This window comes from Oceanisphaera ostreae, from assembly GCF_042676125.1.
GTDB lineage: Bacteria > Pseudomonadota > Gammaproteobacteria > Enterobacterales > Aeromonadaceae > Oceanimonas > Oceanimonas ostreae.
The window spans coordinates 63,522-90,316 of sequence record NZ_JBHTJS010000063.1; the positions used below are offsets into that span (position 1 = coordinate 63,522).

The 26,795-nt window shown below is 48.0% G+C and carries 26 protein-coding genes; 12 read left to right on the forward strand and 14 right to left on the reverse strand.

What is annotated here, in order from left to right:
* Window positions 1-36: 36 nt before the first annotated feature.
* Both ACFQ1C_RS15775 and ACFQ1C_RS15780 read left to right on the forward strand, forming a co-directional pair.
* Window positions 37-909, forward strand: coding sequence for a flagellar protein MotY (locus ACFQ1C_RS15775; protein ID WP_379559632.1), 873 nt, complete (start codon window positions 37-39; stop codon window positions 907-909).
* Between the two features lie 336 nt (window positions 910-1,245).
* A complete protein-coding gene (locus ACFQ1C_RS15780) occupies window positions 1,246-2,037 on the forward strand; it encodes a sulfite exporter TauE/SafE family protein (RefSeq protein WP_379559633.1) in 792 nt (263 codons plus the stop codon).
* 133 nt (window positions 2,038-2,170) lie between these two features.
* Here ACFQ1C_RS15780 and metG read toward each other — a convergent pair whose 3' ends face one another.
* Window positions 2,171-4,210, reverse strand: a complete 2,040-nt coding sequence (gene metG, locus ACFQ1C_RS15785; protein ID WP_379559634.1) for a methionine--tRNA ligase — start codon at window positions 4,208-4,210, stop codon at window positions 2,171-2,173.
* 261 nt (window positions 4,211-4,471) lie between these two features.
* On the opposite strand from metG, the gene apbC reads away from it, so the two are divergent.
* The 4 genes from apbC (at window position 4,472) to ACFQ1C_RS15805 (ending at window position 9,469) form a co-directional block, all read left to right on the forward strand.
* Entirely contained in the window at window positions 4,472-5,545 is a 1,074-nt protein-coding gene (gene apbC, locus ACFQ1C_RS15790) for an iron-sulfur cluster carrier protein ApbC (protein ID WP_379559635.1), read from the forward strand.
* Between the two features lie 96 nt (window positions 5,546-5,641).
* Entirely contained in the window at window positions 5,642-6,223 is a 582-nt protein-coding gene (gene dcd / locus ACFQ1C_RS15795) for a dCTP deaminase (RefSeq protein ID WP_379559636.1), read from the forward strand.
* A 30-nt stretch (window positions 6,224-6,253) separates the two neighbouring features.
* Window positions 6,254-8,197 carry an AsmA family protein gene (locus ACFQ1C_RS15800; RefSeq protein WP_379559637.1) on the forward strand — a complete coding sequence of 648 codons (1,944 nt, stop codon included), beginning with the start codon at window positions 6,254-6,256 and terminating at the stop codon, window positions 8,195-8,197.
* A 672-nt stretch (window positions 8,198-8,869) separates the two neighbouring features.
* Complete coding sequence (locus ACFQ1C_RS15805) at window positions 8,870-9,469, forward strand: TetR/AcrR family transcriptional regulator (protein ID WP_379559638.1); 600 nt, start codon at window positions 8,870-8,872, stop codon at window positions 9,467-9,469.
* A 350-nt stretch (window positions 9,470-9,819) separates the two neighbouring features.
* On the opposite strand, the gene ACFQ1C_RS15810 is transcribed toward ACFQ1C_RS15805, so the two are convergent.
* From ACFQ1C_RS15810 to ACFQ1C_RS15850, 9 genes are all read right to left on the reverse strand, one after another.
* Complete coding sequence (locus ACFQ1C_RS15810) at window positions 9,820-9,960, reverse strand: hypothetical protein (RefSeq protein WP_379559639.1); 141 nt, start codon at window positions 9,958-9,960, stop codon at window positions 9,820-9,822.
* Between the two features lie 278 nt (window positions 9,961-10,238).
* The gene (locus ACFQ1C_RS15815; RefSeq protein ID WP_379559640.1) at window positions 10,239-11,030 is read right to left on the reverse strand and encodes a sterol desaturase family protein; all 792 of its coding nucleotides are present in this window, start codon (window positions 11,028-11,030) and stop codon (window positions 10,239-10,241) included.
* Window positions 11,027-11,689, reverse strand: coding sequence for a CDP-alcohol phosphatidyltransferase family protein (locus ACFQ1C_RS15820; protein ID WP_379559641.1), 663 nt, complete (start codon window positions 11,687-11,689; stop codon window positions 11,027-11,029). The genes ACFQ1C_RS15815 and ACFQ1C_RS15820 overlap by 4 nt, the downstream gene beginning before the upstream one ends.
* On the reverse strand, window positions 11,679-12,332 hold the full coding sequence (locus ACFQ1C_RS15825; protein ID WP_379559642.1) for an ATP-binding cassette domain-containing protein: 654 nt from the start codon (window positions 12,330-12,332) through the stop codon (window positions 11,679-11,681). The genes ACFQ1C_RS15820 and ACFQ1C_RS15825 overlap by 11 nt, the downstream gene beginning before the upstream one ends.
* 40 nt (window positions 12,333-12,372) lie before the next feature.
* Window positions 12,373-14,100, reverse strand: a complete 1,728-nt coding sequence (locus tag ACFQ1C_RS15830; protein WP_379559643.1) for an ABC transporter permease — start codon at window positions 14,098-14,100, stop codon at window positions 12,373-12,375.
* Window positions 14,097-15,383: an ABC transporter substrate-binding protein gene (locus ACFQ1C_RS15835; protein WP_379559644.1), complete on the reverse strand. Its 1,287-nt coding sequence runs from the start codon at window positions 15,381-15,383 to the stop codon at window positions 14,097-14,099. Before ACFQ1C_RS15835 ends, ACFQ1C_RS15830 begins: the two co-directional genes overlap by 4 nt.
* The gene (locus tag ACFQ1C_RS15840) at window positions 15,368-17,521 is read right to left on the reverse strand and encodes an FAD-dependent oxidoreductase (protein ID WP_379559645.1); all 2,154 of its coding nucleotides are present in this window, start codon (window positions 17,519-17,521) and stop codon (window positions 15,368-15,370) included. Before ACFQ1C_RS15840 ends, ACFQ1C_RS15835 begins: the two co-directional genes overlap by 16 nt.
* Before the next feature lie 174 nt (window positions 17,522-17,695).
* Window positions 17,696-18,109: a hypothetical protein gene (locus ACFQ1C_RS15845; RefSeq protein ID WP_379559646.1), complete on the reverse strand. Its 414-nt coding sequence runs from the start codon at window positions 18,107-18,109 to the stop codon at window positions 17,696-17,698.
* A 218-nt stretch (window positions 18,110-18,327) separates the two neighbouring features.
* The gene (locus ACFQ1C_RS15850; RefSeq protein ID WP_379559647.1) at window positions 18,328-19,476 is read right to left on the reverse strand and encodes an MFS transporter; all 1,149 of its coding nucleotides are present in this window, start codon (window positions 19,474-19,476) and stop codon (window positions 18,328-18,330) included.
* Window positions 19,477-19,631: 155 nt separating this feature from the next.
* Between ACFQ1C_RS15850 and ACFQ1C_RS15855 the strand changes: the two genes are divergently transcribed.
* Both ACFQ1C_RS15855 and ACFQ1C_RS15860 read left to right on the forward strand, forming a co-directional pair.
* Window positions 19,632-20,060, forward strand: coding sequence for a LysR family transcriptional regulator (locus ACFQ1C_RS15855; RefSeq protein WP_379559648.1), 429 nt, complete (start codon window positions 19,632-19,634; stop codon window positions 20,058-20,060).
* Window positions 20,051-20,458, forward strand: coding sequence for a LysR family substrate-binding domain-containing protein (locus ACFQ1C_RS15860; RefSeq protein WP_379559700.1), 408 nt, complete (start codon window positions 20,051-20,053; stop codon window positions 20,456-20,458). The genes ACFQ1C_RS15855 and ACFQ1C_RS15860 overlap by 10 nt, the downstream gene beginning before the upstream one ends.
* 48 nt (window positions 20,459-20,506) lie before the next feature.
* Here ACFQ1C_RS15860 and ACFQ1C_RS15865 read toward each other — a convergent pair whose 3' ends face one another.
* Entirely contained in the window at window positions 20,507-21,127 is a 621-nt protein-coding gene (locus ACFQ1C_RS15865) for a TetR/AcrR family transcriptional regulator (RefSeq protein ID WP_379559649.1), read from the reverse strand.
* A gap of 118 nt (window positions 21,128-21,245) precedes the next feature.
* Here ACFQ1C_RS15865 and ACFQ1C_RS15870 point away from each other — a divergent pair, with 118 nt between their 5' ends.
* From ACFQ1C_RS15870 to ACFQ1C_RS15885, 4 genes are all read left to right on the forward strand, one after another.
* The gene (locus ACFQ1C_RS15870; RefSeq protein WP_379559650.1) at window positions 21,246-21,800 is read left to right on the forward strand and encodes a carboxymuconolactone decarboxylase family protein; all 555 of its coding nucleotides are present in this window, start codon (window positions 21,246-21,248) and stop codon (window positions 21,798-21,800) included.
* 77 nt (window positions 21,801-21,877) lie between these two features.
* Window positions 21,878-22,579 (forward strand): glutathione S-transferase family protein, encoded by a 702-nt coding sequence (locus ACFQ1C_RS15875; RefSeq protein ID WP_379559651.1) that lies wholly within the window; start codon window positions 21,878-21,880, stop codon window positions 22,577-22,579.
* A 148-nt stretch (window positions 22,580-22,727) separates the two neighbouring features.
* The gene (locus tag ACFQ1C_RS15880) at window positions 22,728-22,967 is read left to right on the forward strand and encodes a hypothetical protein (RefSeq protein WP_379559652.1); all 240 of its coding nucleotides are present in this window, start codon (window positions 22,728-22,730) and stop codon (window positions 22,965-22,967) included.
* A gap of 83 nt (window positions 22,968-23,050) precedes the next feature.
* Entirely contained in the window at window positions 23,051-23,530 is a 480-nt protein-coding gene (locus ACFQ1C_RS15885) for a low molecular weight protein-tyrosine-phosphatase (protein ID WP_379559653.1), read from the forward strand.
* A 150-nt stretch (window positions 23,531-23,680) separates the two neighbouring features.
* Here ACFQ1C_RS15885 and ACFQ1C_RS15890 read toward each other — a convergent pair whose 3' ends face one another.
* The 3 genes from ACFQ1C_RS15890 to ACFQ1C_RS15900 all read right to left on the reverse strand — a co-directional run bounded on the left by ACFQ1C_RS15890 (window position 23,681) and on the right by ACFQ1C_RS15900 (window position 26,718).
* Window positions 23,681-23,929 (reverse strand): DUF6868 family protein, encoded by a 249-nt coding sequence (locus ACFQ1C_RS15890; RefSeq protein ID WP_379559654.1) that lies wholly within the window; start codon window positions 23,927-23,929, stop codon window positions 23,681-23,683.
* 22 nt (window positions 23,930-23,951) lie between these two features.
* Entirely contained in the window at window positions 23,952-26,183 is a 2,232-nt protein-coding gene (locus ACFQ1C_RS15895; protein WP_379559655.1) for a PepSY domain-containing protein, read from the reverse strand.
* Window positions 26,184-26,244: 61 nt separating this feature from the next.
* Window positions 26,245-26,718 carry a DUF2271 domain-containing protein gene (locus ACFQ1C_RS15900; RefSeq protein WP_379559656.1) on the reverse strand — a complete coding sequence of 158 codons (474 nt, stop codon included), beginning with the start codon at window positions 26,716-26,718 and terminating at the stop codon, window positions 26,245-26,247.
* Between the last annotated feature and the right edge of the window lie 77 nt (window positions 26,719-26,795).

Sequence of the window (26,795 nt, forward strand, 5' to 3'; positions counted from 1 at the left end):
CCGATAACAAGTGTGTCGATTATTAGGAGAGCCGCCGTGCGTATTATTACTCTAATAGCAGGGCTGACCCTGTGTGCAGGTGCTTGGGCACAGCCCCGAGCCTACCTTGCCAATATGGATCAGTCACTGTGGCGGTTGACTTCAGACTCGGCCATAGAATGTCGGCTAGAGCATCCTATTCCTCGTTTTGGCACCGGTGCCTTTGTGAGTCGCGCTGCTAAAAATATCAATTTAGTGTTTGCGCTCAGCCCCTTGCGCGCCCAGCCGCGCACCCAATCGGCGGCGTTAGTCAGTGAGCCACCTCTGTGGCAACCGGGGCGAGCGGCCCATAAACTGTCGAAGGTCACCTTTTATCAACAGTTTGATGCCATGGTTGAGCAGCAATCGGCGTGGGTCATGCTAGAAGAGCTTAACGAAGGCCGTTGGCCCACTTTTTACTTTGACGACTGGTATCGCAATGGCCAGCTTACGAGTGTGGGGCTATCGTCGGTTAATTTTCGTGCCCGCTACGACGCATTTTTAGACTGCCAAGCCAATCTGTTGCCTTATAGTTTTGAAGACATTGCCTTTAGCGTGCTTAATTATGTCAATAACCAAGATGTGTTAACGGACCATTCCAGTCAGCGCTTGGCAATGATCAGCGAATACGTGAAAGCCGATCCTAATATAGATGAAGTGGTGATCAATACCTATACCGACAGCTTTGGTACCGCCTATCATAATAAGCAACTGTCAGAAGGGCGTGCGAAGGCGATTAAAGCCTATTTTATCGAGTTAGGTTTACCAGCAGGCAGTGTGAGTCTAGAAGGCCATGGTGAACGTCGACCTATAGCCGATAATCGCCACCCAGAAGGGCGTAATACCAACCGTCGCGTAGTCATTAGCCTGGGGGCTAAAACACACATCTAGGGTTGGATATAGCGCCCAGCATCTCTGCCGTGAAGGGTGAAGCGTAAAGAGTGAAGGGAACGACATGAAACAAAGACCACACCCAAGCCAGTGTGCATATACAGTCTCTGTTTCGCCAGTCACTGTGGCTGAGAGTTAGTCTCCGCCAATACCATTAACATTTTTCAGACCTAATTACTGTTCTTCCGTGGCAAAAGTAGGTTTTGGTTTTAAGATTCTGTCATCCTCTTCACTCTTCACCGGTTTATTTAGCGCTATTTTTATCCTTCTGTATTACAGGCATAATAGAAGTCTGTAACGCTTACGTATAAATATTCATTTTAGGGAACGAGATTAATGACCTGGTTAATGTATTTGGCGCTGGGAGCCTTTGCGGGCACCTTGGCGGGTTTATTTGGGGTAGGCGGCGGTTTAATTATTGTACCCGTACTTATTATCAGCTTTAAACTGCAGGGCATAGGTGGCGATCTCGTGACCCACATGGCGGTGGGCACCTCATTGGCCACCATTATGTTTACCTCGCTAAGCGCCATTCACACGCACCACGGTCGTAAAGCGATTGATTGGCGACTAGCGGGCATGATCTCGGTGGGCATAGTGGTTGGCGCTTGGCTAGGCGGATATACCGCCGATAAACTGTCCGGTCCCTTACTGCAACGCTTAATTGGCTTGTTCGCTTGGTTAATGGCGGCCCAAATGCTGTTTAGTTTAGCGCCGCAAGGGGCGGCTAAGTTACCAGGTAAGCCGGTGCAAGCTGCGGTGGGTGGCATTATTGGTTGGGCATCGGGTATTTTTGGCATAGGCGGCGGTTCGCTCACGGTGCCATTTTTAACGTGGTGTTCGGTGCCTATGCAAAGGGCCGTTGCGGTATCGGCCGTGTGCGGTTTTCCTATCGCGTTAGTGGGCGCACTAAGCTATGTCGTACACGGCATGGCCCATGAAGGATTACCCGCCCAAGCGTGGGGGTATGTCTATTTGCCTGCACTGTTAGGCATAAGCTTGGCCAGCATGCCTTTTGCCCGCTTTGGCGCCATTTTGGCACACAAGCTATCGGCACCGGCCCTCAAACGCGCCTTTGCAACCTTTCTCATCATCATTGGTGCCAAGTTCTTGTTCTTTCCCGGTTAAAGAGCGGCTTTTCAGCACGTAAGCCGCGAGCTTATAGATATAAAAAAACACCAAGCCAAAAGCTCGGTGTTTTTTTGTTTATCTTAATGCTTATAGACTTATAGCTTACCGCTGATAGCTTCCCGAAGGGGACCTATTTAATACGCATGCCTGGCTGAGCACCGACCTGGGGCTCTAAAATCCACAAGTCTTTACCACCGGGTCCGGCGGCTAATACCATACCCTCACTCAAACCAAAGCGCATTTTGCGCGGCGCCAAGTTGGCGACCATCACCGTGAGCTTACCTTCTAAGTCTTCGGGAGCGTAAGCCGACTTAATGCCAGCAAACACTTGGCGAGTTTCACCGCCTAAGTCGAGCTCAAGGCGCAGCAGTTTATCGGCCTTGGGCACGGCTTCGGCTTTGGTAATTAACGCCACGCGCAAATCGATTTTAGCAAAATCATCAAAGCTGATGGTCTCGCTAATGGGGTCATCTGCCAATGGTCCGGTAACGGGAGCAGTAACCAGCGCTTGTTCAACGGCTAAGTCTTCTTTAGAGGCTTCCACCATGGCGGCCACCTTATCAACATCCATGCGGCTAAATAGAGAACTAAAGGTGTTCACCGTATGATCCACCAACGGCTCATGAACGGAATCCCAGCTCAACGTTGTATTCAAGAATGCTTCGGCGCGTTCAGTTAGCTTCGGCATTACCGGCTTGAGATAGGTCATTAAGATGCGGAACAGGTTAATACCCACCGAGCAAATAGCCTGTAGCTCATCGTCTTGGCCGTCTTGCTTGGCCACTACCCATGGGGCTTTGTCATCCACATAACGGTTGGCTTTGTCGGCTAAGGCCATGATCTCGCGAATGGCACGACCAAATTCACGTTGCTCATAATACTGACCAATGCGCTCGCCCGCATCGGCAAACTCGGCACACAGCTCAGGCTCTGCACAGCTGGCGGACAACTGCCCGTTAAAGCGCTTGGCAATAAAGCCGGCGTTACGTGAAGCCAAGTTAACCAGTTTATTCACCACATCGCTGTTCACGCGGGCGACAAAGTCTTTTAGGTTTAAGTCTAAATCGTCAATGCGGCTAGACAGCTTGGCCGCGTAGTAATAGCGCAAGCACTCGGGATCCAAGTGGTTGAGATAGGTATCGGCCTTAATGAAGGTGCCCTTAGACTTGGACATCTTAGAACCATCAACAGTCACATAACCGTGCACGAAAATATTGGTGGGTTTGCGAAAGTTACTGCCCTCGAGCATAGCTGGCCAAAACAGGCTGTGGAAATAGACGATGTCTTTACCAATAAAGTGATAAAGCTCGGTGGTGCTGTCTTTATTCCAGTATTCGTCAAAACTAATGTCACCGCGTTTGTCGCAGTAGTTTTTAAACGAACCCATATAGCCAATAGGCGCATCCAGCCACACGTAAAAATATTTACCCGGTGCGTCAGGAATTTCAAAGCCAAAGTAGGGCGCATCACGGGTAATGTCCCACTGCTGCAAGCCAACCTCAAACCATTCTTCCAGTTTATTGGCCATTTCTTCTTGCAGTGCACCAGAGCGAGTCCAGGCTTTTAACATGCCACTAAATTGCGGCAGGTCGAAAAAGAAATGCTCACTGTCTTTCATAATCGGCGTGGCACCAGACACTGCCGAGCGCGGGTTAATTAGCTCGGCTGGGCTGTAAGTCGCCGAGCATACTTCGCAGTTATCACCGTACTGATCTTCAGCCTTGCAGCTGGGGCAGGTGCCTTTGACAAAGCGGTCGGGCAAAAACATATTTTGCTCGGGGTCATATAGCTGAGAGATAGTGCGGTTTTCAATAAAGCCGTTGTTTTTCAGACGACCATAAATCAGTTCGGCAAACTCACGATTTTCGCTGCTGTGCGTGGTGTGATAGTTGTCAAAACCGATATTAAAGCGCTCAAAGTCGGCCTCGTGCTCTTTTTGCACGGCGGCAATCATCTGCTCGGGATCGATACCCAGCTGTTTCGCTTTCAGCATGATGGGCGTGCCATGGGCATCGTCGGCGCAGATGAAGTGAACGGTATGGCCACGCATTCGTTGATAGCGAACCCAGATATCGGCCTGAATATGCTCCAACATATGACCAAGGTGGATAGAACCATTGGCATAGGGTAGGGCACAGGTGACAAGTATCTTACGCGGTTCGATAGCCATAATTTCCATTCTGTTAAGTTAATTTGATGGGACCCGACATGTTACCCGAGTTTTTTTCGGTTATACACACTTTGGCGGCTTTTTCACGGGCAAAGCCAATAAGCGGCGCTTTTGAGTGGTCGTGCATAAGATAATTATGTGAAATGAGGGGTGAAACACTTAATTAGTCGGCTTCATGGCTTAGCCCTAGTGTGTTATGCCTTACGCCATCGCAGGCTTTTTGGTAGAGTGTTGAATAGATCAATTCTGGGGTAAAAAAGCATGAGTAATGAACAGATTATGACGGCGTTAGGTCAGTTTGTGCCTGCGCATTGGGCTCGAGATCCAGTAAGCGCTGGATTTGTACGTGGCATTACACTCACCGATTCTGCTTTAGTGATTAAACTGGTGTTGCCGTTTGTTGATTATCAGCTTGAGGCGAGCTTGCGCCAACTGGACGAGCAGCTGTGTAAAGTAAGCGGTGCTCAAACAGTGCAATGGCAATTAAGCCACGATGTAGCGACCTTAGCACATGCTGGTGAATCCCAAAATGTGGGTGGCGTGCGCAACATTATTGCGGTGTCGTCTGGCAAGGGCGGCGTGGGCAAGTCGACCACGGCGGTTAACATCGCACTGGCCTTGCACCAACTTGGGGCGCGGGTGGGCATTTTAGATGCCGATGTATATGGGCCCTCCATTCCCATGATGTTAGGTGTTGCGCAGTCTAAGCCCGCCAGCGACGACGGCAAAACCATGGCGCCAGTGAGTGCCCATGGCATTGTTGCTAACAGCATCGGTTTTTTAGTGAAAGCCGGTGATGCAACCGTGTGGCGTGGCCCGATGGCCAGCAAGGCATTATCGCAAATATTGCGCGAAACCCGTTGGGGTGAACTGGACTATTTAATCGTCGACTTGCCACCAGGCACAGGTGATATTCAACTCACCATGGCTCAAGACGTGCCCACCACGGCGGCGATAGTAGTCACCACCCCACAAAACGTGGCGCTGGCCGATGCGGTTAAAGGCATTAGCATGTTCCGCAAGGTGAATATTCCCGTGATTGGCGTAATAGAGAACATGAGTTATCACCAGTGCGGACAGTGTGGTCATCAAGAGGCGTTATTTGGTGAAGGCGGTGGCTTGCGAGCATCGCAGGAGCATCAAGTACCGTTAATAGGGCAACTACCATTGGATGCCAGCATTGGTCGTCAAATGGATAACGGTACGCCTACCCTGGTTGCCGAGCCGGACGGGAACTTGTCTCAATTGTATTTAACCATGGCGGCACGTATTGCCAGTGGCTTGTATTTTAGTGGTAACTCCATTCCTACTCGCCTGTATACTCGAGCGGTTTAACCACAGTGCTGCAACGGCGTGTTGGTACTTGTTGTTCTTTAAACGGCAAGCACCGTCGCTGTTGCAGCAGATTTCATATTGAATGAGGAAGTTGTAATGCGTCTTTGTGACCGCGATATTAAGCGTTATTTGGCCGACGGTATTATTCAAATTAGCCCAGAGCCAGATCCCGAGCGGATAAGTGGTGTGACTGTAGATGTATTACTAGGCAACGAGTTTCGTGTATTTCAGGCTCATACTGCCCCTTATATCGACTTAAGTGGCCCTAAAGCGGAAGTGTCAGACGCCATTGAGCGGGTGATGAGTGACGAAATTTTTATTGCCGATGGTGAGGCTTTCTTTTTACATCCCGGCGAACTGGCACTGGCGGTAACGCTTGAATCTATTACCTTGCCCGATAATATTGTGGGTTGGCTGGATGGCCGATCTTCGTTGGCGCGATTAGGGCTCATGGTACACGCTACCGCACACCGTATTGATCCGGGTTGGTCGGGACGCATCGTACTGGAATTTTATAACGGCGGTAAACTGCCGCTGGCGCTACGTCCGCACATGGTCATTGGTGCGCTAAACTTTGAAACAATGTCCGGTTCGGCAGAGCGTCCTTATATGAGTCGTGCTAACGCCAAATATAAAGCACAGCAAGGTGCAGATGCGAGTCGTATTAATCAAGACTGATGCACTGTGCGCAACACGGGATAATAAACAATGAAAAAGCTACTTTACGGCATCGGTGCTTTGGTTGTGCTAATAGTATTAGCGCTAGTCATTTTAACTCAAGTAGTTGATACCGAACGCGTTAAGCGAGTATTAATAGAGCAAACCCGAGAAAAAACCGGCCGAGTATTGGTGATCAGTGGTGACTTAAGCTGGCGCTTTTTTCCGTCTATCGGTTTGACGGTGAAAGAGGCAGCATTGCTTAATCCGCCAGGATTTGCCAAAGGTAACACCTTATCAGTCGGTGAAATCAGCCTAGATGTGGCGTTAAAACCCTTGTTTGATAATCGGTTAGAAATTGGCGAGGCGATATTGGGTAATGCACGACTGCATTTAATTACCCGTGCCGATGGCGTGACCAATATTGATGATTTGCGCGAGCTGTCGGCAGCGGCCGCGACAGAAGAGCCCGCAACTGAAGAAGAAAATAGCACGCAGCCTGAACTGTCAACCGAAAATGACCCCCCGATGATCGTGAGTTTAGCTGGGGTGCGGGTCGTCGATGCAGAAGTGGTTATTCAAAACGACATTAACGGCAAGCTAACGCGCTTGAATCGTGTTAATTTTACCTTAGATGATTTTGCGCTGGATAACACAGTGCCGTTAAGCTTGTCGGGTAATCTGTTTACCGATGATATTCAGGCCAATATTAAAGCTACAGGGCAATTTTGGCTGGCGCCAGAACTTGACCGACTACAGCTGAATGAACTGGATCTGCTTATCGGTGCCACCGGTCGTGCTATTCCTGGTAATAAGCAGCTAAAACTGCAGGGTAACTTGGCTTATAACTTGGATAAAAAGCGGGCCGACTTTAGCGACATGACACTTGATGTGGGTGAGCTGGCAGTGACTGGTGAGTTATCGGTGGGCCACCAAACGATACCTAAGCTGACGTTTAACTTGCACACCGAGTTACTCGATATTGATGCTTTGCAGGCCGATTGGCGTGCGACCCCAGCCAAGTCGAACAGTGCAGAGGCAAAGCCTGCCGCTAATGGTGCGGTACCTGAAACCTTATCTGCAGCAGTGCCTTCTGCTGAACCTAATCTGTCAATGTTGCAGAATGTAAAAGTTGATGGCCAGTTGGCTGTCGATAAAGTTTTGGCCAGTGGCATTGAACTAGAACAACTTGATATTCATATTTTGGTTGATCAGGGTAAGGTGAAACTGGACTCGGTGCAGGCGCAATTATATGAAGGCAGCATGAAAGGCCAAGGGGAGCTTGATGTGACTCAGCATCCGGCTCTCTTTCGGGTACAACACACCCTGACGGGAGTAAACATCCGTGAATTGCTGAATGCCGCCGCCGAACTGGATTACCTAGAAGGTCGTGCCGACTTAGCGCTGAATCTCGCGGGCACTGGCCTTACTGCGAACACTATCAAACAAAGCGTGAAGGGCACGGCGGGAATAAAAGTTGCCGACGGTGCCTTGCACGGCGTGAATATTGCCGCACTTATTCGTCGTGCGCATGCCAAGGTAAAAGGCTTGCCGGTACCGGCTGAAGATGAGGTAGAAAAAACCGACTTTAGCGCGATGACCGGCGACTTCAATATTGCCAAAGGTAAGGTGAGCACCAATAACCTGCATATGGCATCGCCTTTATTACGTATAAACGGTGAAGGCGAAACCAATCTTCTCGATCAGTCGCTAGATGTATTGCTGAATACCGCAATTGTGGGCAGCTTAAAGGGCCAAGATGGTGAAGAGCTGAGTGAGCTGAAGAATATTATCTTACCGGTGCGTATTAGCGGTACCTATCAAGATCCTAAATACAACTTAGATTTACAGCAGCTGTTCGATGTCTATTTAAGTGAAAAAGCCGATAAAGAAATTGAGCGTGCAAAGCGCAAGCTGAATGAAAAACTCGGTGACAAGCTGGGCGATAAGCTCGGTGATAAGTTACCCGGTTTATTTGATAAGTTAGGGCTGTAGTTAATATAGCGCCAAGCAAAAAATAGACAGTTTTCTTTATAATATTATGCCGGACTTGCTCCGGTATATTTTTGGCTTGATCAGGCGGCTCCGAGTTCTAGGAAGAGGTAAGTAATACCGCATAGCATGTGTGGCTTGTCGACATTCCCGCGGACCCTTTCTTGTCATTCCCGCGAAGGCGGGAATCCAGAGCATGTAACGCAGAACTGTCAGCCTGCGGGGCCTGCAAAGAGACTGGAACCCCGCCTTCGCGAGGGTGACGATAAAGGTAAGCTAGCCACATCATCCATATAAGTTACGCAGGATTACTTAAGTAATGCCGCATAACCGGCGTGGTTCTGTCGTCATTCCCGAAGGAACGTCATCCTCGCGTAGGCGGGGACGGGAATCCAGGGTTTGTGGCGCAGAGCTGTCAGCCAGAGAGCTGACTGCAAAGGCACTGGACCCCCGCCTTCGCGAGGGTGACGATAAAGGTAATCCTGCTGTCTCTTTATTGCAGACGAGTAACTAACAGGGTGAGTGTCATTAGTCCGAAGCGTGTCGGTGGAGTAAACTCTTTGTTCGGCTTCTACGATGCAACATTGTACTTGAGTGATCATTCAATATAAATTGAGTGATTTACCAAAATGTATTATTGTGTCCTATTACAGCCTAAAGGAATTGGAGTTGTCCATGGCTCGTGCAACGAATCACACTCGACAAGTTTCTCTGGAACGCGCGTTACAGCTGTTCTGGAAAAAAGGTTTTCACAATACCTCGCTAAAAGATCTGGAAAAAGCGCTCGATATGCGACCAGGTAGTATCTATGCCACCTTCGGCAGTAAGGGCGCTCTGTTTGAGGAGGCCCTTGAATACTATGGCCACTTAGGGTTGGTCGCACTAGAGCAAACGTTACACGCACATGCCTCACCGCTAGCAGGATTAGCCGCCTATATGCGTAGGTTGGGTAGCATCAGCGATCAGGACTTACCTAGTCGTGCCTGCATGCTAGTTAAGAGTGTGCTGGAGCTGAGTGAGCGAGAGCAATCCGGTTGGCGTAAAGCGGAGGAATTGCTGGCGGGCATGGAAGAGTATTTTATTGCGCGTTTCATCGCGGCCCAAGAGGCTGGAGAGATCGAAAGCGGGCGTGACCCGATTCGACTTGGTCGACGGTTGCAAGCTGAGATCATGGGACTGCGCGCATTTGCCCAGCGCGACGTTAACAGTGCCGCCGTTCATGATCTGGCTGAAGATATGGCTCTGTCTTTGGAAGCACTGCGTATCACTCATTAGAAAGAGGAATAATAACCAGTATTAGAGTTTGGTTATTATTCCTCTTAGATATGCTTATCAATACTATCTATAATCTAATGCGTTACAGTAAATTTAATATCTTGATCACGTAATATATAAAGGGTGAAGCAGGCAGCTAACATAGGCCAAGCGGTAAAGAATAGTAAGTTATTAAAACCATCAAGATACTGATTGTACGACGACAGTGTAGATATACTGTGTAATACAAGAATTATTCCGTATGTGATGCGTTTTTTAATGCCTGCGAGAAAAGAAATTACTAGTATTGTCTGTATCGTACCTAATGTATATGTCAATATTTCACTTGAGTTATTGACACCATAAAACTTTTAAAAAATAAGTGCGCTGTGCTCTGGGTTAATGAATTTATCGAGAGTCCACATTATCATGACTATAAATACGCCCAGCCGTAAAAATAAAAGAGACCATTGTAGTCGTTGCTGTACATCGTTACTAATAGCGTTGTTCATGAGCTTCCTTTGTGGATGAAGTGAAAATACTTTAAAAAATGTCAAAGGTGTATCTTTGAGTTGAATTAGGTTTAACTAAGTGAGATAAGGTAAATGGATGTTCATGATTTAATGGTAGTGTTAGGTTGTAATTAAATATTTATTGTATGACTTTCAAGTCTCTCTCCTTAATTTTATTTGTAAGTGATCAATGAGCAATATGAAGTGCTGTTTTATTTATAATAAACCACACCATATTTTTATATGACAGTGTCGGCAGATGATTTAAAATTTATTATTCACCGTCTCTTAAATGGCATCGTCAGTAAATGCCATAGCGACGCATTCTGTTGCGCTTGTGGATACTCCATTAGGCCTATGTCTAATTCACTATCCGTTTTTATAGCCTTGGCTTTATAACTACCAAAAATTTTATCCCACCAAATAACACTAAATCCATAATTTGAATTGGTTTCACTGACTGTTTGGCTGTGGTGTATGCGATGTAATATTTGCGTCATTAATATCAGGCGCAATGGTTTTTCAATGGCATTCGGTAAGCGAATATTGGCATGATTGAATAACGCTAAACCATTGAGTGTAATTTCAAATATAAGTACTGCTATTGCAGGTACGCCGAGCATACTAACGGCCGCCAGTTTTATGAGGATGCTTAACATGATTTCAACAGGATGAAAGCGCAGTCCGGTACTGGTGTCAACGTGAGCATCTGCATGATGTACTTTGTGCAAGCGCCACAACATAGGGATCTTATGGAATAGTCTGTGTTGCCAATATATTAAAATATCGAGTAACAACAAACTAAGCATAATAATAATAACGCTTGGCAACGCTATGTGATTGAATAAGCCAATGCCGTGCTGCTGATTATAAAGTGCTACCGTCGTTAAACCTATGGGTATCGTTAAGCGTGCAATCACAGAAGAGGCAAACACCAACCCAAAGTTAGCAAACCAACGTGTGCTCGCTTTTATAGGAGATTTACGTGCGGGCTGTTGCCATTCAAGCAGCATCATTATCGCTAATATGCTAATAAAACAGCCAAGTCGCCATCCAATTTCGTTTGTCATCTTGCACCTCGAGAGTCTATATCAGTGGCTTGATAAGTATAGGCTGTGTGTTGCTTAAGCGTACGATACCCTCCCTGTATACGGGTAAAAATAGTAATAGCACACGCCATGGAAAATAAAGTAGCCAATAAAGCAAACTGCTGCGGCCAGATACACAGCACGATAAACAGCAGTATGGTCTCGGTGCCTTCGGTTAAACCATTTAAGAAGTAAAAGCTTTTATATTTAAATTGAGGTTTTTCTAGATGAAATTTTTCAGCTGCAATCGCGAAGGCTAAAAAGCTGGATCCTGTGCCAATAAAGGCGGCGAGTAGCAGTGCCCCCGCAATGGCATTTTGTTCTGGATCTGCAATAATAAATCCGAGCGGAATAGCCGCATAGAATAGAAAATCTAGGGTAATGTCTAAATATCCACCAGCGCTAGACTCGGTATTAGAGAAGCGTGCTAGTTGGCCGTCGAGTCCATCTAAAATACGATTAAAGACAATGGCGGCCAACGCACAGAGCCAAAGCTCGAATATTAACAACGGCACGGCCAATAAGCCGATTAAAAAGCCAAATACAGTGAGCTGATCGGCAGTAATACCATGGCGGTGCAGTAACCGAACCACAGGGGCTAACAAAGGTTTTATAATGGGAGTAATATATTTATCTAGCATATAAATCCCCAGGTGTACTTAGCGTGATAACTTTGCCATTCGCGGCCTGGGCATCGCTATGATCGTGTGTAACCATAATGGCAGGCAGTTGGTGGTGGCGAATTTGCTCAAACACTAATTTGCGAATATCAACGCGTAGCTGGGTGTCGAGTTTGCTGAACGGCTCGTCGAGTAAAATCGCTTTAGGCTCACTTAATAGCAATCGCAATAACGCCACTCGCGCTTGTTGCCCGCCAGAAAGATGGTCGGGGTGGCGATGAGTTAGGCCTACTAAACCAACTTGTTCAAGGGCATGCTCTATTTTATCAAGACGCTGCTGCTTGTTACCTTGAGGCATTGCAAAGGCAATGTTTCCGGCAACGGTTAAGTGTGAAAACAGCAGGGCATCTTGGTACAGTACGCCAATATGGCGTAAATGAGTGGGTAAGTGGCTCACATTTTTATCATTAAGCCACACTTCACCCTGCACATTAAAGCGACTGGCTAACGTGCCGGTGAGCCAATTTAGTAAGCTCGACTTACCACTACCCGAAGGCCCCATAATAGTAAGAATTTCACCACCGTTCACTTTTTCGTTTAAGTTGAGCAGCTGCTCACTGTCGCGAAACAGTTGTAAGTTTTTTATGCATAAAGAAGCTGACATTAAAAAGCCTTTCGCTCTGTAAATGTTAATAAAGTGCGTCTTAAAAACGTGCACCTTTAAAAAAGAACTTAGGTAACAGCCAAGCCAACATAAAGCCTGCCAACGGTAACGCCATTTGCATCATGGCATACACGGCACTGGTGCGACGACTGGCACCATTAGCAAGCGTCACCGCTTCTGTAGTAATGGTGGATATTCGTCCGCCACCCATTAGCAAAGTGGGTAGATATTGGCCAAAGCTAATAGCCAGGCCCAGTGCGGTGGCAATTAAGATAGGTGCAAATAACTGCGGTAATTTCACGCGTAAAAACACCTGATATGGCGTGGAGCCTAAACTTGCGGCTACATGAGCAAAGCGCACATCTAGCCGCCGGTAACTGCTGGCCAACGATAAAAATACATAGGGCAACACGAATAATAAATGCGCAAGTACCACATTAAAAAATACAGCTTGGTGATTTACTAATTGCTGCAGCCAGACTAAGCCAAATAAAAAAGCAACGCTGGGGACTAATAACGGCAAATAAATAACTGAACTCATAAAATAAGACAGTGGTTTTGCATTTAATTGCTCAGACTCTAAACACAATAAGGTGATGGTAACCGCCAGTACAGTTGTTACCGTGCCAATGGCCAGGGTGTTTAATAAGGGATTGCTCATCTGCACTAAGGCCTGTTGAAAGTGTGACACTACTAATTGCTCTGGCACCGCCGCCGGAAAACGCCAAAACCCGGCCACTGACCACATAACAAGCCCCATTAATGCCAGTAATATAAAGCCAATAACTAAGGTGGTGAGCACCATGGTTATTTTTTGCCAAATAAAACCAGCATAGTCGCGTTTGCCATTGGTCATTAAGTCGCGAAAGAGATACGTGATAGTCTTTTCACCGCTGAGCCATAATGCTAGCAAACCGCCGGTAATAATGAGTTGTAGTAATGCCCCCGCGGAGGCTTTTATACGCAGGTTTAAATCCGCATCGGTAAACCACTGCATAATGGCCACGGCGAGTGTAGCTGGGGTGTTGGGGCCTAATATAAGCGGCATTTCTACACTGGCACTGGCATAGGCTAGCACCGCTAGCACGGGTAAGCGTAACAATGGATAAAGATTGGGGAGTGTCACTTTAAAAAAGGCAGTCATGGGGTGGTACCCCAAATTAAGCGCAACTTTATGTTGTTGGCGTAACGCTTTGCCTAGCTCAGGCTGAGCCAAGGCACCGAGTGCCATTAATAAGAGAAAAGGCAGTTCTTTAAGTGTGAGGCCTAATATTATGCTGATGCCATATGAATCATGTGGGAACAGTCCATTAGGTGCCAGTTGCCAACCACTGAGCCAAGGAGATATCAATCGAGAAAGCATGCCAGAAGGAGCAATTAAAAACCCCACGGCAATGGCTGCGGCCGCATGAGGAATCACTAATATGGGGCTAAGTAGGCGTTGAATACGGTTAAGCCACACACTGTTAAAGAATGCAGCTAACATCATTAAGGTGATTATCAGCGCGAGTAGGGTGCTTACTAAGCCTGTGGTGACACTTAACGTAACCATTTTACTCAGGCCAGGGGTCTGCCACAGTGCATTAAACCCTTGTAACCCTATCGTCGTTTGCTGCAGTGCGGGAGCCCAGCCTATTGCGGGTAGCAACACGCAAGCTAAGCCGCCTAGCACCGGCAGCATCAGTAGTGCGAGCAGCAGATAGGGGCTAAGCTTCACCAGTTTAGTAAACATATCTTGGCTATCAAGAGCCAGTGTCTTAGCGTTCATCGTGTGACGCCATAACGTGTTTGCCAACCGAGCATAATGGCATTAACCCAACTTGGGTGAGGCTCACTTAATGTGCGTTTAATGCTGTTAAATGGCAGCGCGCTTGGGTGTGGTGTTTGACGCTTAAACAGCGCCTGTTGCTCAGGGGTTAACGTTGACTGAATAAGTACGCTGCTATCTCCCCACACACTGGCTTGTTGTTTGTGCGCTTGTGCGCGGGGACTGAGTAAAAAGTTAGCGATCAGCTGTGCACTTTGCGGATGACTAGCGTTATAAGGAATCGCTACAAAATGGGTATTACTCAAACTGCCATCCTGCATGGCGTAACTGCGAATGCTTCGAGGTAAATCAAAACGCTGCACTGCCGCAGGTACTTCAGGCGCTGAAAACGTAAAACCTAAACTTAGCTCGGTATCATCGACTAAGCGGCGCATTTGGGCGCCACTTTGCATAAAATGCTGGCCACTGCGCCAAAGTGTCGGGTGTAGTTTATTTAAAAACGTCCACAAGGGGTTGAGTACTTGTGCTGTATTTTGTGCAGAAGCGGGCAGGTTAAGCTGTGCTTGAGTCTGTTGATCACTGTCTTGGTGTAACATCACCAATGCGTATTTTAAAAAACTCATGCCTAAAAAATCAGGCGGCTTTGGGTAACTGAAACGCCCAGGAACTTGGGTGCTCCAGTTTAATAGCTCATCTAATGTGCTGGGTGGAGTGTGAGTGATGGCAAGGCTATCGTAATAAAAGGTCAGCACTGCTTGCCCCCAAGGAGCCTCCATCCCCTGAGTTGCAATGCCAAAGTCAAAGTTAACCGCCGGGTTATTCTCAGGGTCGGTGAGTGCAAAGTAGGGCAGCTTATTTGCCCATGCTGTTAGCAGTAACGAATGCTCGCTCATGGTGGCAAAATTAGCCCCGTTGATCCAAATTAAATCAACGCTACCTTGGCTATTATTACGCGCTGATTTCTCGGCTAAAACGCGGCTTACCGCCTCGCTGGTATCGCTGAGCTTCACATGCACTAAGTTAATGTTGTACTTCGTTTTAACCTGTTGTGCCGCCCACTGTATATAAGCATTAATCTGCGCATCACCACCCCAAGCATAAAAGTAGACATCGTTATTTTTACCCAAGGCTTCAATTTGCTGCCAGTGCATAGGCTGTGATGCCGCGACTTTATTAGCGGTGCTGGGCGCTGAATGTGCATGGCTGGCAAACGCGAGCGCAAGCAGAGTGCCGCCTAAGGCTCGTTTTAACGCGACGTTAAGCACGGTTAGCCTCTGCGCCAAGCATGGTACTTCTCAAGCCAGTTTAATACAGTTTGCGGGGCATGGTTACGTTTCCATTCACCGGCGACGTATTTGTTACCTTCAGCCCAAGTTGGATAGCTATGAATGGTGCCTAATATTTTGTTAAGCCCTAAATTGTATTTCATGGCCAGTACAAACTCCGCAATCAAGTCGCCGGCATGTTCTGCAACCACGGTCACGCCAAGTATTTTATCTTTGCCTTTGGGGGTAATTACTTTAATGAAGCCGTTGGTGGCGCTGTCGGTAATGGCACGATCTAGCTCTGCAAATTCAAAGCGAGTAACCTCAAAGTCGATACCTTTGGCTGTCGCTTCTTGCTCATTTATACCCACGCGCGCCACTTCTGGATCGATAAAGGTGGTCCACGGTATCACGCGATAATCGACTTTAAATTTCTTAAACTGACCAAATAAGCCATTGACTGCGGCGTACCACCCTTGGTGTGCGGCTACATGGGTAAACTGGTAGGGGCCAACAATATCGCCTGCTGCATAAATATTAGGGTAAAGCGTCTCTAGGTACTCGTTAGTCACCAAGGTGCGGTTAGTTTCAATGCCTAACGCTTCAAGACCATAACCGGTAAGACGCGCACTGCGGCCAACGGCACACAGTAGTTCATCGTACTCAATGTCGATTTCTTGGTCGTTGTGTTTAACCACAATGTATTTTATTCCGGCGCGAGTTTCGCAGCGCAGTGCTTGATGTGCCGTTAAAATGTTAACCCCGCTTTGTGTCAGCGCATCGTGTGCAAAGCGCGACACCTCAAGATCTTCTTTGTTCATGATGCGATCGCTCATTTCAATTTGCGTCACCTCTGAACCGAGCCGAGCAAAGCTTTGTGCCAGCTCACAACCAATAGGGCCGCCACCAAGTACCACCAGCTTTTTAGGGGCATCATCAAGCTGGGAAAATTTGTTCCATACGGTATCGCTGGTGACATAGCCGGTTTCTGCAATGCCTGGTAGCGGCGGTACAAAGGGCTGTGCGCCGGTGGCAATAACAATGGTACGAGCGGTGAGGGTCTGTGTACTACCCTGATTCAGCGTTATTTCAACTGTCCACGGGTCAACTAATTTACCGTAGCCTTTTAGTACTTCGACCCCTAAATTGGTATAGCGCTCTACGCTGTCATGGGGGGCTATATCGGCAATCACTTGGTGTACGCGGGCCATTACCTTTTTAAACGAAAACTGCGGGGTGGCGTTTTCAAGGCCATAATCTGCACCGTGGCGAATTTGCTCCGCCATCTTTGCACTTTTAATCACCGCTTTACTGGGTACGCAGCCGTAATTTAAGCAGTCGCCACCCATTTCACCGGCTTCAATGAGGGTGACTTTGGCTTTAACTGCCGCAGCGATATAGCTGGTGACCAAACCGCCGGCCCCCGCGCCAATAACAATCATATTGCGGTCGAATTTTTTAGGTTTGGTATAGTTTTTATATACACGCCGTTTTTTAAACATGTTTAACGCTCCCTTTGCCAACAGCGGAAATAACCCTAATAAAGCGAACGATAAAATTAAATTCAACGATAATATGCCTGATACACTCTCAATTTGCGCAAGTTGAGTGCCGGCATTAACAAATACAAAGGTACCTGCAAACATACCCACTTGGCTTACCCAGTAGAAGGTCCATGACTTGATTGAGGTAACAGCCATTAGCAGATTGATTAAAAAGAATGGAAATACCGGGACTAAGCGCAATGTGAATAAGTAAAAGCCGCCTTCTTTTTCAACACCGGCATCTATGGCGGCAAGCCGCTCCGGAAAGCGCAGTTTAATGGCGTCACGCAGCAGGTAGCGGGAGACTAAAAAAGCCAGTGTTGCGCCTATGCTGGATGCAAAAGACGCCACTAATACGCCTTGCCCTAAACCAAATAGGGCGCCGGCTGCCACGGTTAAAATAGCCGCCCCCGGTAAAGAGAGAGCCGTGACCAATACATACAGTAAGAAGAAGCCACCAATGACCAATAATGGAGATTGTTCTTTCCATTGGTTAAATTGCGTCATTGATTCTTTTAAGCCTTCGAGCGTTAGCAATTGGTGCAGCTCAAAGTGAAAAAACAGGGCAATAGCAATCGCTGCAACCAACAGTAAAAATAGTTTTTTAATCATATTAACTCTTTGTCAGTCAAGAGCGTTCTACTCGCCTTCAGCACTAGATTCTCACTTGAAAGTCTGATGCTGAATTGATAGTTCTGAACGCCTTACTTATTGACCGCTGATAAACATCATAGCGATTGAATTGAACTGTCTAATTCCAGCTCCGTAGCGGAGCTGCTTCATAATTTAGCATTGATTAGTGAGTTTGCGCATGCGGTTATCGAAATGATCGACACCGTCGGTGCCGTTATTTGCTGTGTTTAGTGTAACGGTAGCGGGAACACGTTTCACTGGCGCCGCTGTGCCATTCTCTCGCTTTAGCTTCGCCATTTTTTCTCTAAGATAGTCAACTCCATCCGTGCCATTACTGCCGGCATTTATATATACCTGTGCGGGGATATATTCGACTTCGAGTATACCTGTTTTTTCTGCGTGTAATTTTCTCATTTTGGCTTGATGCAGGTCGACACCATCGGTGCCATTGCTAGTGGTACTAAAGCGTACGCTAGCAGCCACGCCCTTCTCTGCGGTGGCTTGTGCAACTTGCGCAGAAAGCAGGGTGGTGGCGGCAAGCATAATAAGTGATGTAGTTTTTAACATGAGATTCTTCCTTAATGACAGGGTAACGTGGTTTTTAAGACCAATGTTAAATCAACAGAAACGCTACAATAACCAAATTTGAGTGGTCACTCAAGTTGTTATTGAGCGATCACTCAAATATTGTGTCGCCGCGTACTACCAAGTGCTTCGGTTAGCCCCTAGTTGAGTAGACCACATCGATACGTTCTAGCATTTATTGTGGAACTCAATACCAATGGCTATATCTGCAATGGAGATCTCTTTAGTGGGCAGATAATCAAGAAAAAGGCAGAGAGGCAGGCGAGGATAGCTGCAAAGCAAAATGTTGCAGTGGTGCCGCCAGGCAAAAGCTCCATCATTGAGGCCATAAACTGGCCAAGGAAAATTGCCATAGTTAGGTAGGACAGGTTACGGCCGCGATACTGTGAGTGACTAAGCTCAACGGTCATATGTGTCACGAGTGGTATGGATAGACCAAATGCGGTTCCGATGACGCCTGCGCCGAGCACGAAAGCAGCCAAACTATTTGCCAGATAGAAAACAGTATGACTCGCGGTATAGAGAGTAAAGGCGAGTGCTAGGGTATTGCGCTCGCCTAGTCGACGAGACACGCGTGGCATGACCATGGCTGCACCAACGGCGACCAGAGAGATGAAAGACAGAAAGTAGCCGGTTTCGGCCTCACTAAATGCCAGAGCATGTAAGCGAGTAGGCAAAATGACGAACGCGGTAAAAAATACGGTCATCGCTATTGTGGCTGCTAAATACACGACCTTTAGTGCAGTCGGTACGGCGGTATTGTGATCGTCCTCGGGTGTTTTTGCGTTGTTGGGAGGCGGCGACTTTGCGGGGACGCAGGTCAATAACATTAGCAGAAAAAACCAGCTTATTAGATAAAGCGCGAACGGCCAGCGCCACCCGAGAGTGGCCAGCAGGCCGCCAAGAAATAGAAAGATGACCCCACCCAGTTCGATTGACATACCTTGTTGAGTAATCATGCGCAGGCGAGCACGGCCGCTATACCACTCAGAAATCAGCACGGTACCGCCTGCCATCACTAACGCGGTGACGGCGCCCAATGCGATCCGATTGGTAAATACCGCTACGCTACCATGCAGAAAAACACCGGTAGTTCCAATGAAACCATAAAGAAATAGCCCGATAATTAAGCAGCGGTAGGCCCCAAAACGGTCAATCAGGCGGCCAGCGAAGGGGGCAAAAAAGATGGCGCCCAATGATGGCAATGTGATTAACCAGCTAGCAGTATCGGCGACGCCTAACGCTGCGGCAATGCTGATTAGCCCAGGTGCAAGCAAAGTACCCACCATGATGGTCAAACTGGCGATGCACAATAGGGTTAAGCCGCCAATTTTTGATAGCGTTTGCATGGGATATCCTATGAGTTATGTGTATGAAAGCTAGGGTAGGATAACGATGGCCAACCTATAATAAAAATAATCAATATTGATATCAGTTATGCTTAAAACACATTAATTATTGTTAGACGTCGCTATCGCTGTCTTCACACAACATGGGAGTTCTGATGGAATTATGTACCCTCCGCAGCTTCATAGCGGTGGCTAAGCTGAAAAGTTTTTCTGCCGCAGCTCGTGAGCTGCATATAGTTCAACCAGCCATCAGCCGACAGATTGCAAGTCTGGAGGAGGAACTCGGAGTCAGTCTATTCTGGCGAAATACCAGAGAGGTGAAGATCACGGCCGCTGGGGAAGTGCTACTGGTGGAAGCCCACGCCATGATCGCATTGGAAGGCCGCGCCAAGGAGTACACGCAGCGTGCAGCCAGAGGGCAAGCAGGTAATCTACGCATTGGCTACATCAGCTCTGCCTGCTCGGGGTTCATACCGACGTTGGTACGCGCGTATGCTCAGCGCTATCCGCACGTTGCTATTAGTTTGCAAGATCTGACTGTCGAACAACAGTTAGATGCCTTTGATAAAGAAGTATTGACGTAGGCTTCTCACGTCCGTTACCCGATACCTCCCGCCATGGGCTAGCTGCGGAGCCGTTTGTATTGTTTGAACGCAGTGAGGCCGCAGGACTATTCGACCAGATCATAGGTGCTTGCCAACGCGAGCATTTTTCGCCGCATATTGTAAGCCAGCCGGTGCTTATGCAAACGCTGCTTACTGAAGTCGCCTCTGGGCTAGGTGTTGCTGTCGCTCCCCGTTGTATCACCTCTCTTAATCGCACAGGCTGTGTATTTATTCCTATCAAGCGTCAAAAGCTGTTGATGCAAATCGAGCTACATTATCCTGATACTGAACCTCGCCCCACGGTGGCAGCGTTTGTTGAGCTCACCCGAAATTTAAAACACGAAATTCAGCAGTTGGTGTCGCGACAAATGGAGTAATGCTAGTGGGGGAGCATAACCCCCCCCCGCATCAATCCTGTCACATATTTATCGTGCATTTTTAAGCGTTACTTTTGGGGAACGTGCGCTTTTTGCCAAGTTATCAAACACATCATCAATCAGGTCATTGAGCTGTTCAACGTCGGTATTAGTGCGGGCATAGGCGCGCAATCCCATCAGCTGAACTTGCAGATAACGCGCTAGGCGGGCAGGGCTTCTTGTCGTATCTACTTCGTCTTGCTGTTGGGCTTTTACTAAAATAGAGGCAAACGCCGACTCCATTTCTTGCAGCAAATGTTTTGCTTCGGCGAGCAACTCCGCGTTGTCATCGGTTAGCTCCGAGATTGTTTTGACCAGCATGCACAGGTTGCTGGGTGCGCAGGTTTGGCCGCCAACCACGGCATTCTTAATAAATTGTTTCAGCCCCTCAAACGGAGACGCTGAGGCCGCAACACTGGCGATTAATCGCGCTTTGCTCATGGCGGTGTAGTGTTGCATCGCCTCTTTATATAGGCCCTCTTTACTACCAAAACTGGCGTAAATACTGCCGGGGCGCATGTCGATGGCCTGTTGGATATTGCGCATTGATGTGGCATGAAAGCCATTGGCCCAAAATAGGTTGGTGGCATTGTGAATAGCCTCCTGACGATCATATTTAGTACTTTTCAATGGGTGACCTCATCCTGAACGATTGTTCAATTCTAACTTGAACGATCGTTCAGGTCTAGTTATAGTGTCTCTACTAAACCACGATATAGCCGCATTATTGTGCGGTTTTGGAGAGTCCATGAGTACCTTTACCCTGCACACACTCGAGTCTGCACCAAGTGATAGCAAGCCGCTGCTAGAAAAATCACTGAAAGCGTTTGGCTCAATCCCAAATCTGCACGCGGTGATGGCTGAAGCGCCAACACTGCTAGAAGGCTATCGGTTGCTGCATGACCTATTTCAAAAGACCTCGTTTAATGCAGAAGAGCTTACTGTGGTGTGGCAAACCATTAATGTGGAGCACGAATGTCATTACTGTGTACCCGCTCATACGGGGATTGCGCACATGATGAAGGTGGATCCCGCATTAACCGAAGCCCTGCGTAATAGCACTGCCATGCCGACGGAAAAACTGCAGGCACTGCACGACACCACCTTAGCCATGGTGCGCAATCGCGGTCGGCTGACACAGGCAGAGCAGGATGCATTTTTTGCCGTCGGTTACGCTAACCAACAGCTGCTGGAAATCACCTTAGGCATGGCACAAAAAGTAATGAGCAATTACGTCAATCATTTTGCAGATACCCCCGTGGATAACGCGTTTGAACGCTTTATTTGGGAAAAAAATAGCTAAGTTCAAGAGTATTCGCAGAGTCCAAACCCTTGACGCTTTGGACTCACGTCATGCATTTGACCTAATTTGAGACGCTGATGATAAAATTCTATTTTCACACCACGCCTAACCCGATGAAGGTTGCCTTGTTTCTCGAAGAAACGGGAATGCCCTATGAATTAGTGCCCGTTGATCCCTTAAAAGGCGAACAGCACAGCGCTGAATACTTAGCGATTAACCCCAACGGGAAAGTGCCCGCCATTGAATACAATGGAGTAAGGGTGTTCGACTCCAACGCCATTTTGCTTTATTTATCAGAAAAAAGCGGCCAGTTGGGTAGTCGTCCCGAATTACGTGGCGAGTTACTGTCTTGGATGATGTTTGTTGCCACTGGCTTAGGGCCCTTTTCTGGTCAGGCGGTCCATTTTCGCCATGCGGCTCCCGAGCAAATCCCCTATGCCATCAATCGTTATTTGCGTGAAGCCCAACGTCACTATGAAGTACTAAACACGCACTTGAACAATCGTGATTACATAGTGGGTGAAGATTACAGTATTGCCGACATCGCGGCCTGGTGCTGGGTGAGCAGAGTTTCTCGGGTGTTGGGGGAACATGCCTTAAGTGAATACCCAAGTATCCAGCGCTGGTTTGAACACATTGCACATCGCCCAGCGGTGACTCGAGCCCAACAAATCGGTCAAAATGTCGATTTTAAACAAGAGCTTGATGACACGGCGCTGCGCGCTATGTACCCACAAAACTATGCGAGCCCGCAAGCTAACAACAATGTATCTGAGTAGATTTTCTCTTTAAAAAATGAGTGTATTAACACAATCTGTGAGTGATGATGACGGAGACTTCAGCATGAGTAGGGTGATTAACCGTGGTTTACTGCACTTTAGGCGGCTAAGCGTTAATCTGGTCACTTATCCCAAAGGGCATAGTGTGATGAAACATCATGATCCGATGGGCAGTGGTAGCTACTACAAGTTAAACGTTGTTATGATAAAAGCGCAAGAGGGCGGCGTTTTCGAAACAGAGCGTGTGATCTTTTCTCTTTTTAATCGGGTTATTTTGTTCCGGCCCGATCTATATGAACACAGTGTTTCCACCATAACCCGTGGTAAACGTGTGTTATTGAGCATCGCGCTGCATGCGCCATGGAACACGGCAGCTAAAAAGTCATAAGCTTTTAGACATCGCATTCTGCATCCTCTGTAAGCGATTGAAAAAACGTGTGTCTATGAGTGTTGATGTATAGGATTGAAGAAATGGCTAAGGATTTGAAAAATAACGATAATTTAAAGGTGATAATCGTCTGTTTAGGCAATATTTGCCGTTCGCCGACGGCAGAGGCGGTATTACGCCAGCGTGCGGCAAGTGCGGGCGTGGCACTTACTGTTGACTCGGCGGGTACTTATGGCGGCCACGCGGGATCTAAACCGGATGCACGCTCGCGCGCAGCAGGAGAGCGACGCGGTTATGATTTTAGCGGCATTCATTCTCGCCAAGTTAAGGCCGATGATTTTGCTAAGTTCGACCTCATTCTTGCCGCAGACCACAGTAATCTAGCGGATCTACAGGCACTGTGCCCAGCAGAGCATCAGCATAAAATTAAACTGTTGTTAAGCCTTGGTGATCACGCAGTTCAAGAAGTGCCAGATCCTTACTACGGCGGCGAACAGGGCTTCGAGCAGGTACTAGATTTAATCGAGTCAGCTTGCGATGGACTGCTGGCGCAATATCGTTAATATAAACGATGGGCAGTGAGACGTAAGGAGTGAGGTGTAAACCAAAAGCGAGATCCACATCTTTTGTTCGGTTTATGCCGTTTCACCGGGCTTACCTCGGTAAATGGCTTTTTTGTCTTGTGTAACGGCATCACCACTCTTCTTAAACCTCTACTGGCCCATCATTTTTAAAGAAATATATGGAACAACTATAAAAACCAAAGTTGCAATTTTGTAATTACTCAAAAAGCTAAAATACATAGCGTCGAGCTTTTTTCCCTCCACTCTAAATATCCTGCTATGAATGGAAGATATTGTTCCCTTCATAAATGCAATGACTATGGTGGCCAAGAGAATATAAGCAATATTAATTATCGAAGCCCAACCTAAAAATTCTGTTAATTGTGAGAGCGTTATCATAATTGGTTCCTAGTGACTTTAGTTAATACACATCTTCTCGATAGCGGCCTGCTGTTTTTAAGGTTTGCACATTCAGCTCAAGCGGCGCTAATAGTTGATCCAGTGCCTCTGCCACACTAGTAGCCATATTGCGGCCACCACATACCAGCACTTGAGCACCCGCGGCTATCAGTGCTTGTAACGGTTCGCTATTAGCCGTGATTCTGTGCTGCACATAACTGCGATCACCCACCCGAGAAAAAGCCGCATGCAGTTGGGTTAAGCGGCCATCAGCTAAATAGCCTTGTAGCTCTGTCTCATATAAGAAGTCCGCTTGTGGATCTCGCCCGCCCCAATATAAGTGGATAGGGCGATGCTGCTGATTATTACGAATAAAGCCTACCAGTGGCCCGATTCCGGTACCGGCGCCTACTAAGATCAAGGGTGTGTCGCCAAGCAGTGGCCTAAAAGTAGGATGAGGCTGAATAAAGACGTCTATTGGCTCACCCAATTGTAAGTGGTGCAAAAAGCTCGAACACTCGCCGCCCGCGTGTTTACGCACACAAATTTCCAGTACACCATCGCTGGAGGCACAGGCCAGCGAATAGAGCCGTGCCACCGTGCTGTGCGGTGCATAAATGCCCACTAAGTCGCCGGCGGCAAAGTGTGGCAAGCGAGCTGAGCGGCTTAAACGTGACCAAGACTTGCGTGAGTTTGGCATTGCTGCAAAGCGCAGTACGCTGGTGGGCGTGTCGCTATTAACGTCATAATCCACGCGATCCACCAGTTGCAGCCGTGTGGTCGGTACTCGCACCCCTTTATGCTCCAGCACTAGCTCATGGCCCAGTGCCTCACCTAGGCGCGTGCCCCAACGGGCAAATGTCTGTGCGGATTGCCGGTCAATTGTTTCTAGTGCTAACAATGATTCGCCACCGCGCGCCAGTAGTGCCGTGTCTACTTCTTCGGCAAAGCGACAAAAATGGCAGAATTGTTGGTCACCAAAGCCTAATACCGCAAAGCGTGCAATCGGCAGTTGGTTAATCGCCCTTAAGCGACTTAAAAAATGGTCAGCCGATGCTGGCGCATCACCGTCGCCATAGGTAGCGGTAAGCACTAATAGCTGCTTCGCCTGTGGGTAATGGGCGGCCACGCTATTCATAGGCGCGGTATGTACTGCATGGCCCGCAGCAGTTAACGCATCATGCAGCGTGCGGGCAAAGCCCCATGTGCTGTTGGCTTCGCTACCCACCAAAATTACCGTATCCGCCGCCTTGGCTTGGCTGTTATTTAGTAACTTGGGCATGGCTTTTCGCCTTTGCCACCAGGTTTGCAGGCCGGTGACGGCCAGCACGGGCACCGCTAAGGCGCTTAAGCCCAGCCAAAGGCCTAACCACCAAAGTCCTTCTCCTGTATGCAGCTTGGTGATCAAGGCATAAACGCCATGAGGTTTATCATGAGCTTGGTAAGCCAGCTGTTCACCGCTATAAGGATTTACAAAGCTAGCACCTTGGTGAGTGCGCAGCGAATAAACATCAGTCGGATCATTAGGGTAGGGATAAATCAGCTCTTCTAGCTCGCTTACCGGTGTGGCTTGCAGGGCGGCTAAGCTGGCAATGGGCGCGATTGGGGTTTGTGGCGTAAGCGGTAACGAAATTTGCGGCGGCTCGGGATCCGCCTGTATGCCCTCGGGCACGAGTTCAAAGGTGACTGTCGACAAATATAAACCGGTGGGTGCAGATAATAACAAGCCCAGTAATGCGACTCGGGCTAGCTCCGCGTGCCATCTTTTACTGCCGCTGCCTGCTAAGGGGCGCAGCAAACGATGAATACCACCTTGTTGGCGTGCTAAAAGCAGGGTGCCAGAAACCGACAACACCAGCATCATAAATGCGCCAGCGCCTGCTGCTAGTCGACCTGGAGTGTCTAGTAAAAAGGAGCGATGCAAATTTTTCAGCCAGCGAAAAAAAGCGGAAGCTTGATAGGGCGCGAGTGCTTGGCCGGTGGCTGGGCTCACCCAATACACTTTTGCCTCATTGGCTTGCTGATAATAAACCAAGATGCCACCTGAAGGGCGGCGTTCAATTTGTTCTACTTGGGGGTAGTGTTGGGCAATACGATTGGCCAACTCAGCCACGTTTAATTGTTGGCTGGCAGCTAGCTCTGCGCTGCTGCGTTCAATTGCTGGAGCTAAAGACAGTAGAGCGCCACTCAAGGTTAATACCAGCAGTAATAGGGAGGCCAGCCAAGCTGAGATGGAGTGAAACTTTCTAAGCATGGCGAGCCTCCTAGGATTACATGCGGCCTGAACTTTTAAACCTTAATAGTTCGGCGTGAGCTTATTGCAGTTGGTAACTAAAAGACTTTACATAGCCTTTTCCTGAGGTGACTTGGCCAGCGTTGGCGCGAGTAAAAGGCGCTATTACTTCGGCTCTGTGTTCACGCAGGTCTTCCACTGCGGTATCGATACGCAACTGATAACCTGCATCCAGCCACTTATCGGCAACCTCCACTGTGGTGGCGAGCGTGTTACCACTGGCGAGGCTAGCACCGGTTTTACCATCGTATGTCGCAGCCTTTAGACCACTGCCCCGCGCCCAATCACGTAAGTGTTTGTAATATTTAGACTTGCCGCCGGCGACCCACAAGGTGTCTTGATATTTGCCGTTGGCATCGGTGAGATAAATAGCCACATAAGCGCCGTCGCCGTTATAACCGTTCAACTCAGTGGTGAGGGTGACGGGCTTTGCCTGCGCCAAACTGGGTAGGGTAAGCAAAGCGGTGAGTGCGAGTATTGTTGCTGTTTTCTTCATGGTCAGGCCCTTCTATAATAAGTGATGAGGCTCTATAAAGAGCAAGCAGGCAGCCAATATCATTACTGTATTTGTAG

Excerpts from the sequence above, each read along its gene's own strand:
- ACFQ1C_RS15815 (WP_379559640.1), bottom strand. The coding sequence starts at position 11,030 with ATGACAAACGAAATTGGATGGCGACTTGGCTGTTTTATTAGCATATTA.
- dcd (WP_379559636.1), top strand. The coding sequence starts at position 5,642 with ATGCGTCTTTGTGACCGCGATATTAAGCGTTATTTGGCCGACGGTATT.
- ACFQ1C_RS15805 (WP_379559638.1), top strand. The coding sequence starts at position 8,870 with ATGGCTCGTGCAACGAATCACACTCGACAAGTTTCTCTGGAACGCGCG.
- ACFQ1C_RS15850 (WP_379559647.1), bottom strand. The coding sequence starts at position 19,476 with ATGCAAACGCTATCAAAAATTGGCGGCTTAACCCTATTGTGCATCGCC.
- ACFQ1C_RS15830 (WP_379559643.1), bottom strand. The coding sequence starts at position 14,100 with ATGAACGCTAAGACACTGGCTCTTGATAGCCAAGATATGTTTACTAAA.
- ACFQ1C_RS15845 (WP_379559646.1), bottom strand. The coding sequence starts at position 18,109 with ATGTTAAAAACTACATCACTTATTATGCTTGCCGCCACCACCCTGCTT.
- ACFQ1C_RS15820 (WP_379559641.1), bottom strand. The coding sequence starts at position 11,689 with ATGCTAGATAAATATATTACTCCCATTATAAAACCTTTGTTAGCCCCT.
- ACFQ1C_RS15855 (WP_379559648.1), top strand. The coding sequence starts at position 19,632 with ATGGAATTATGTACCCTCCGCAGCTTCATAGCGGTGGCTAAGCTGAAA.
- ACFQ1C_RS15840 (WP_379559645.1), bottom strand. The coding sequence starts at position 17,521 with ATGATTAAAAAACTATTTTTACTGTTGGTTGCAGCGATTGCTATTGCC.
- apbC (WP_379559635.1), top strand. The coding sequence starts at position 4,472 with ATGAGTAATGAACAGATTATGACGGCGTTAGGTCAGTTTGTGCCTGCG.
- ACFQ1C_RS15825 (WP_379559642.1), bottom strand. The coding sequence starts at position 12,332 with ATGTCAGCTTCTTTATGCATAAAAAACTTACAACTGTTTCGCGACAGT.
- ACFQ1C_RS15895 (WP_379559655.1), bottom strand. The coding sequence starts at position 26,183 with ATGCTTAGAAAGTTTCACTCCATCTCAGCTTGGCTGGCCTCCCTATTA.
- ACFQ1C_RS15870 (WP_379559650.1), top strand. The coding sequence starts at position 21,246 with ATGAGTACCTTTACCCTGCACACACTCGAGTCTGCACCAAGTGATAGC.
- ACFQ1C_RS15800 (WP_379559637.1), top strand. The coding sequence starts at position 6,254 with ATGAAAAAGCTACTTTACGGCATCGGTGCTTTGGTTGTGCTAATAGTA.
- ACFQ1C_RS15810 (WP_379559639.1), bottom strand. The coding sequence starts at position 9,960 with ATGAACAACGCTATTAGTAACGATGTACAGCAACGACTACAATGGTCT.
- ACFQ1C_RS15900 (WP_379559656.1), bottom strand. The coding sequence starts at position 26,718 with ATGAAGAAAACAGCAACAATACTCGCACTCACCGCTTTGCTTACCCTA.
- metG (WP_379559634.1), bottom strand. The coding sequence starts at position 4,210 with ATGGCTATCGAACCGCGTAAGATACTTGTCACCTGTGCCCTACCCTAT.
- ACFQ1C_RS15880 (WP_379559652.1), top strand. The coding sequence starts at position 22,728 with ATGAAACATCATGATCCGATGGGCAGTGGTAGCTACTACAAGTTAAAC.
- ACFQ1C_RS15885 (WP_379559653.1), top strand. The coding sequence starts at position 23,051 with ATGGCTAAGGATTTGAAAAATAACGATAATTTAAAGGTGATAATCGTC.
- ACFQ1C_RS15780 (WP_379559633.1), top strand. The coding sequence starts at position 1,246 with ATGACCTGGTTAATGTATTTGGCGCTGGGAGCCTTTGCGGGCACCTTG.
- ACFQ1C_RS15875 (WP_379559651.1), top strand. The coding sequence starts at position 21,878 with ATGATAAAATTCTATTTTCACACCACGCCTAACCCGATGAAGGTTGCC.
- ACFQ1C_RS15890 (WP_379559654.1), bottom strand. The coding sequence starts at position 23,929 with ATGATAACGCTCTCACAATTAACAGAATTTTTAGGTTGGGCTTCGATA.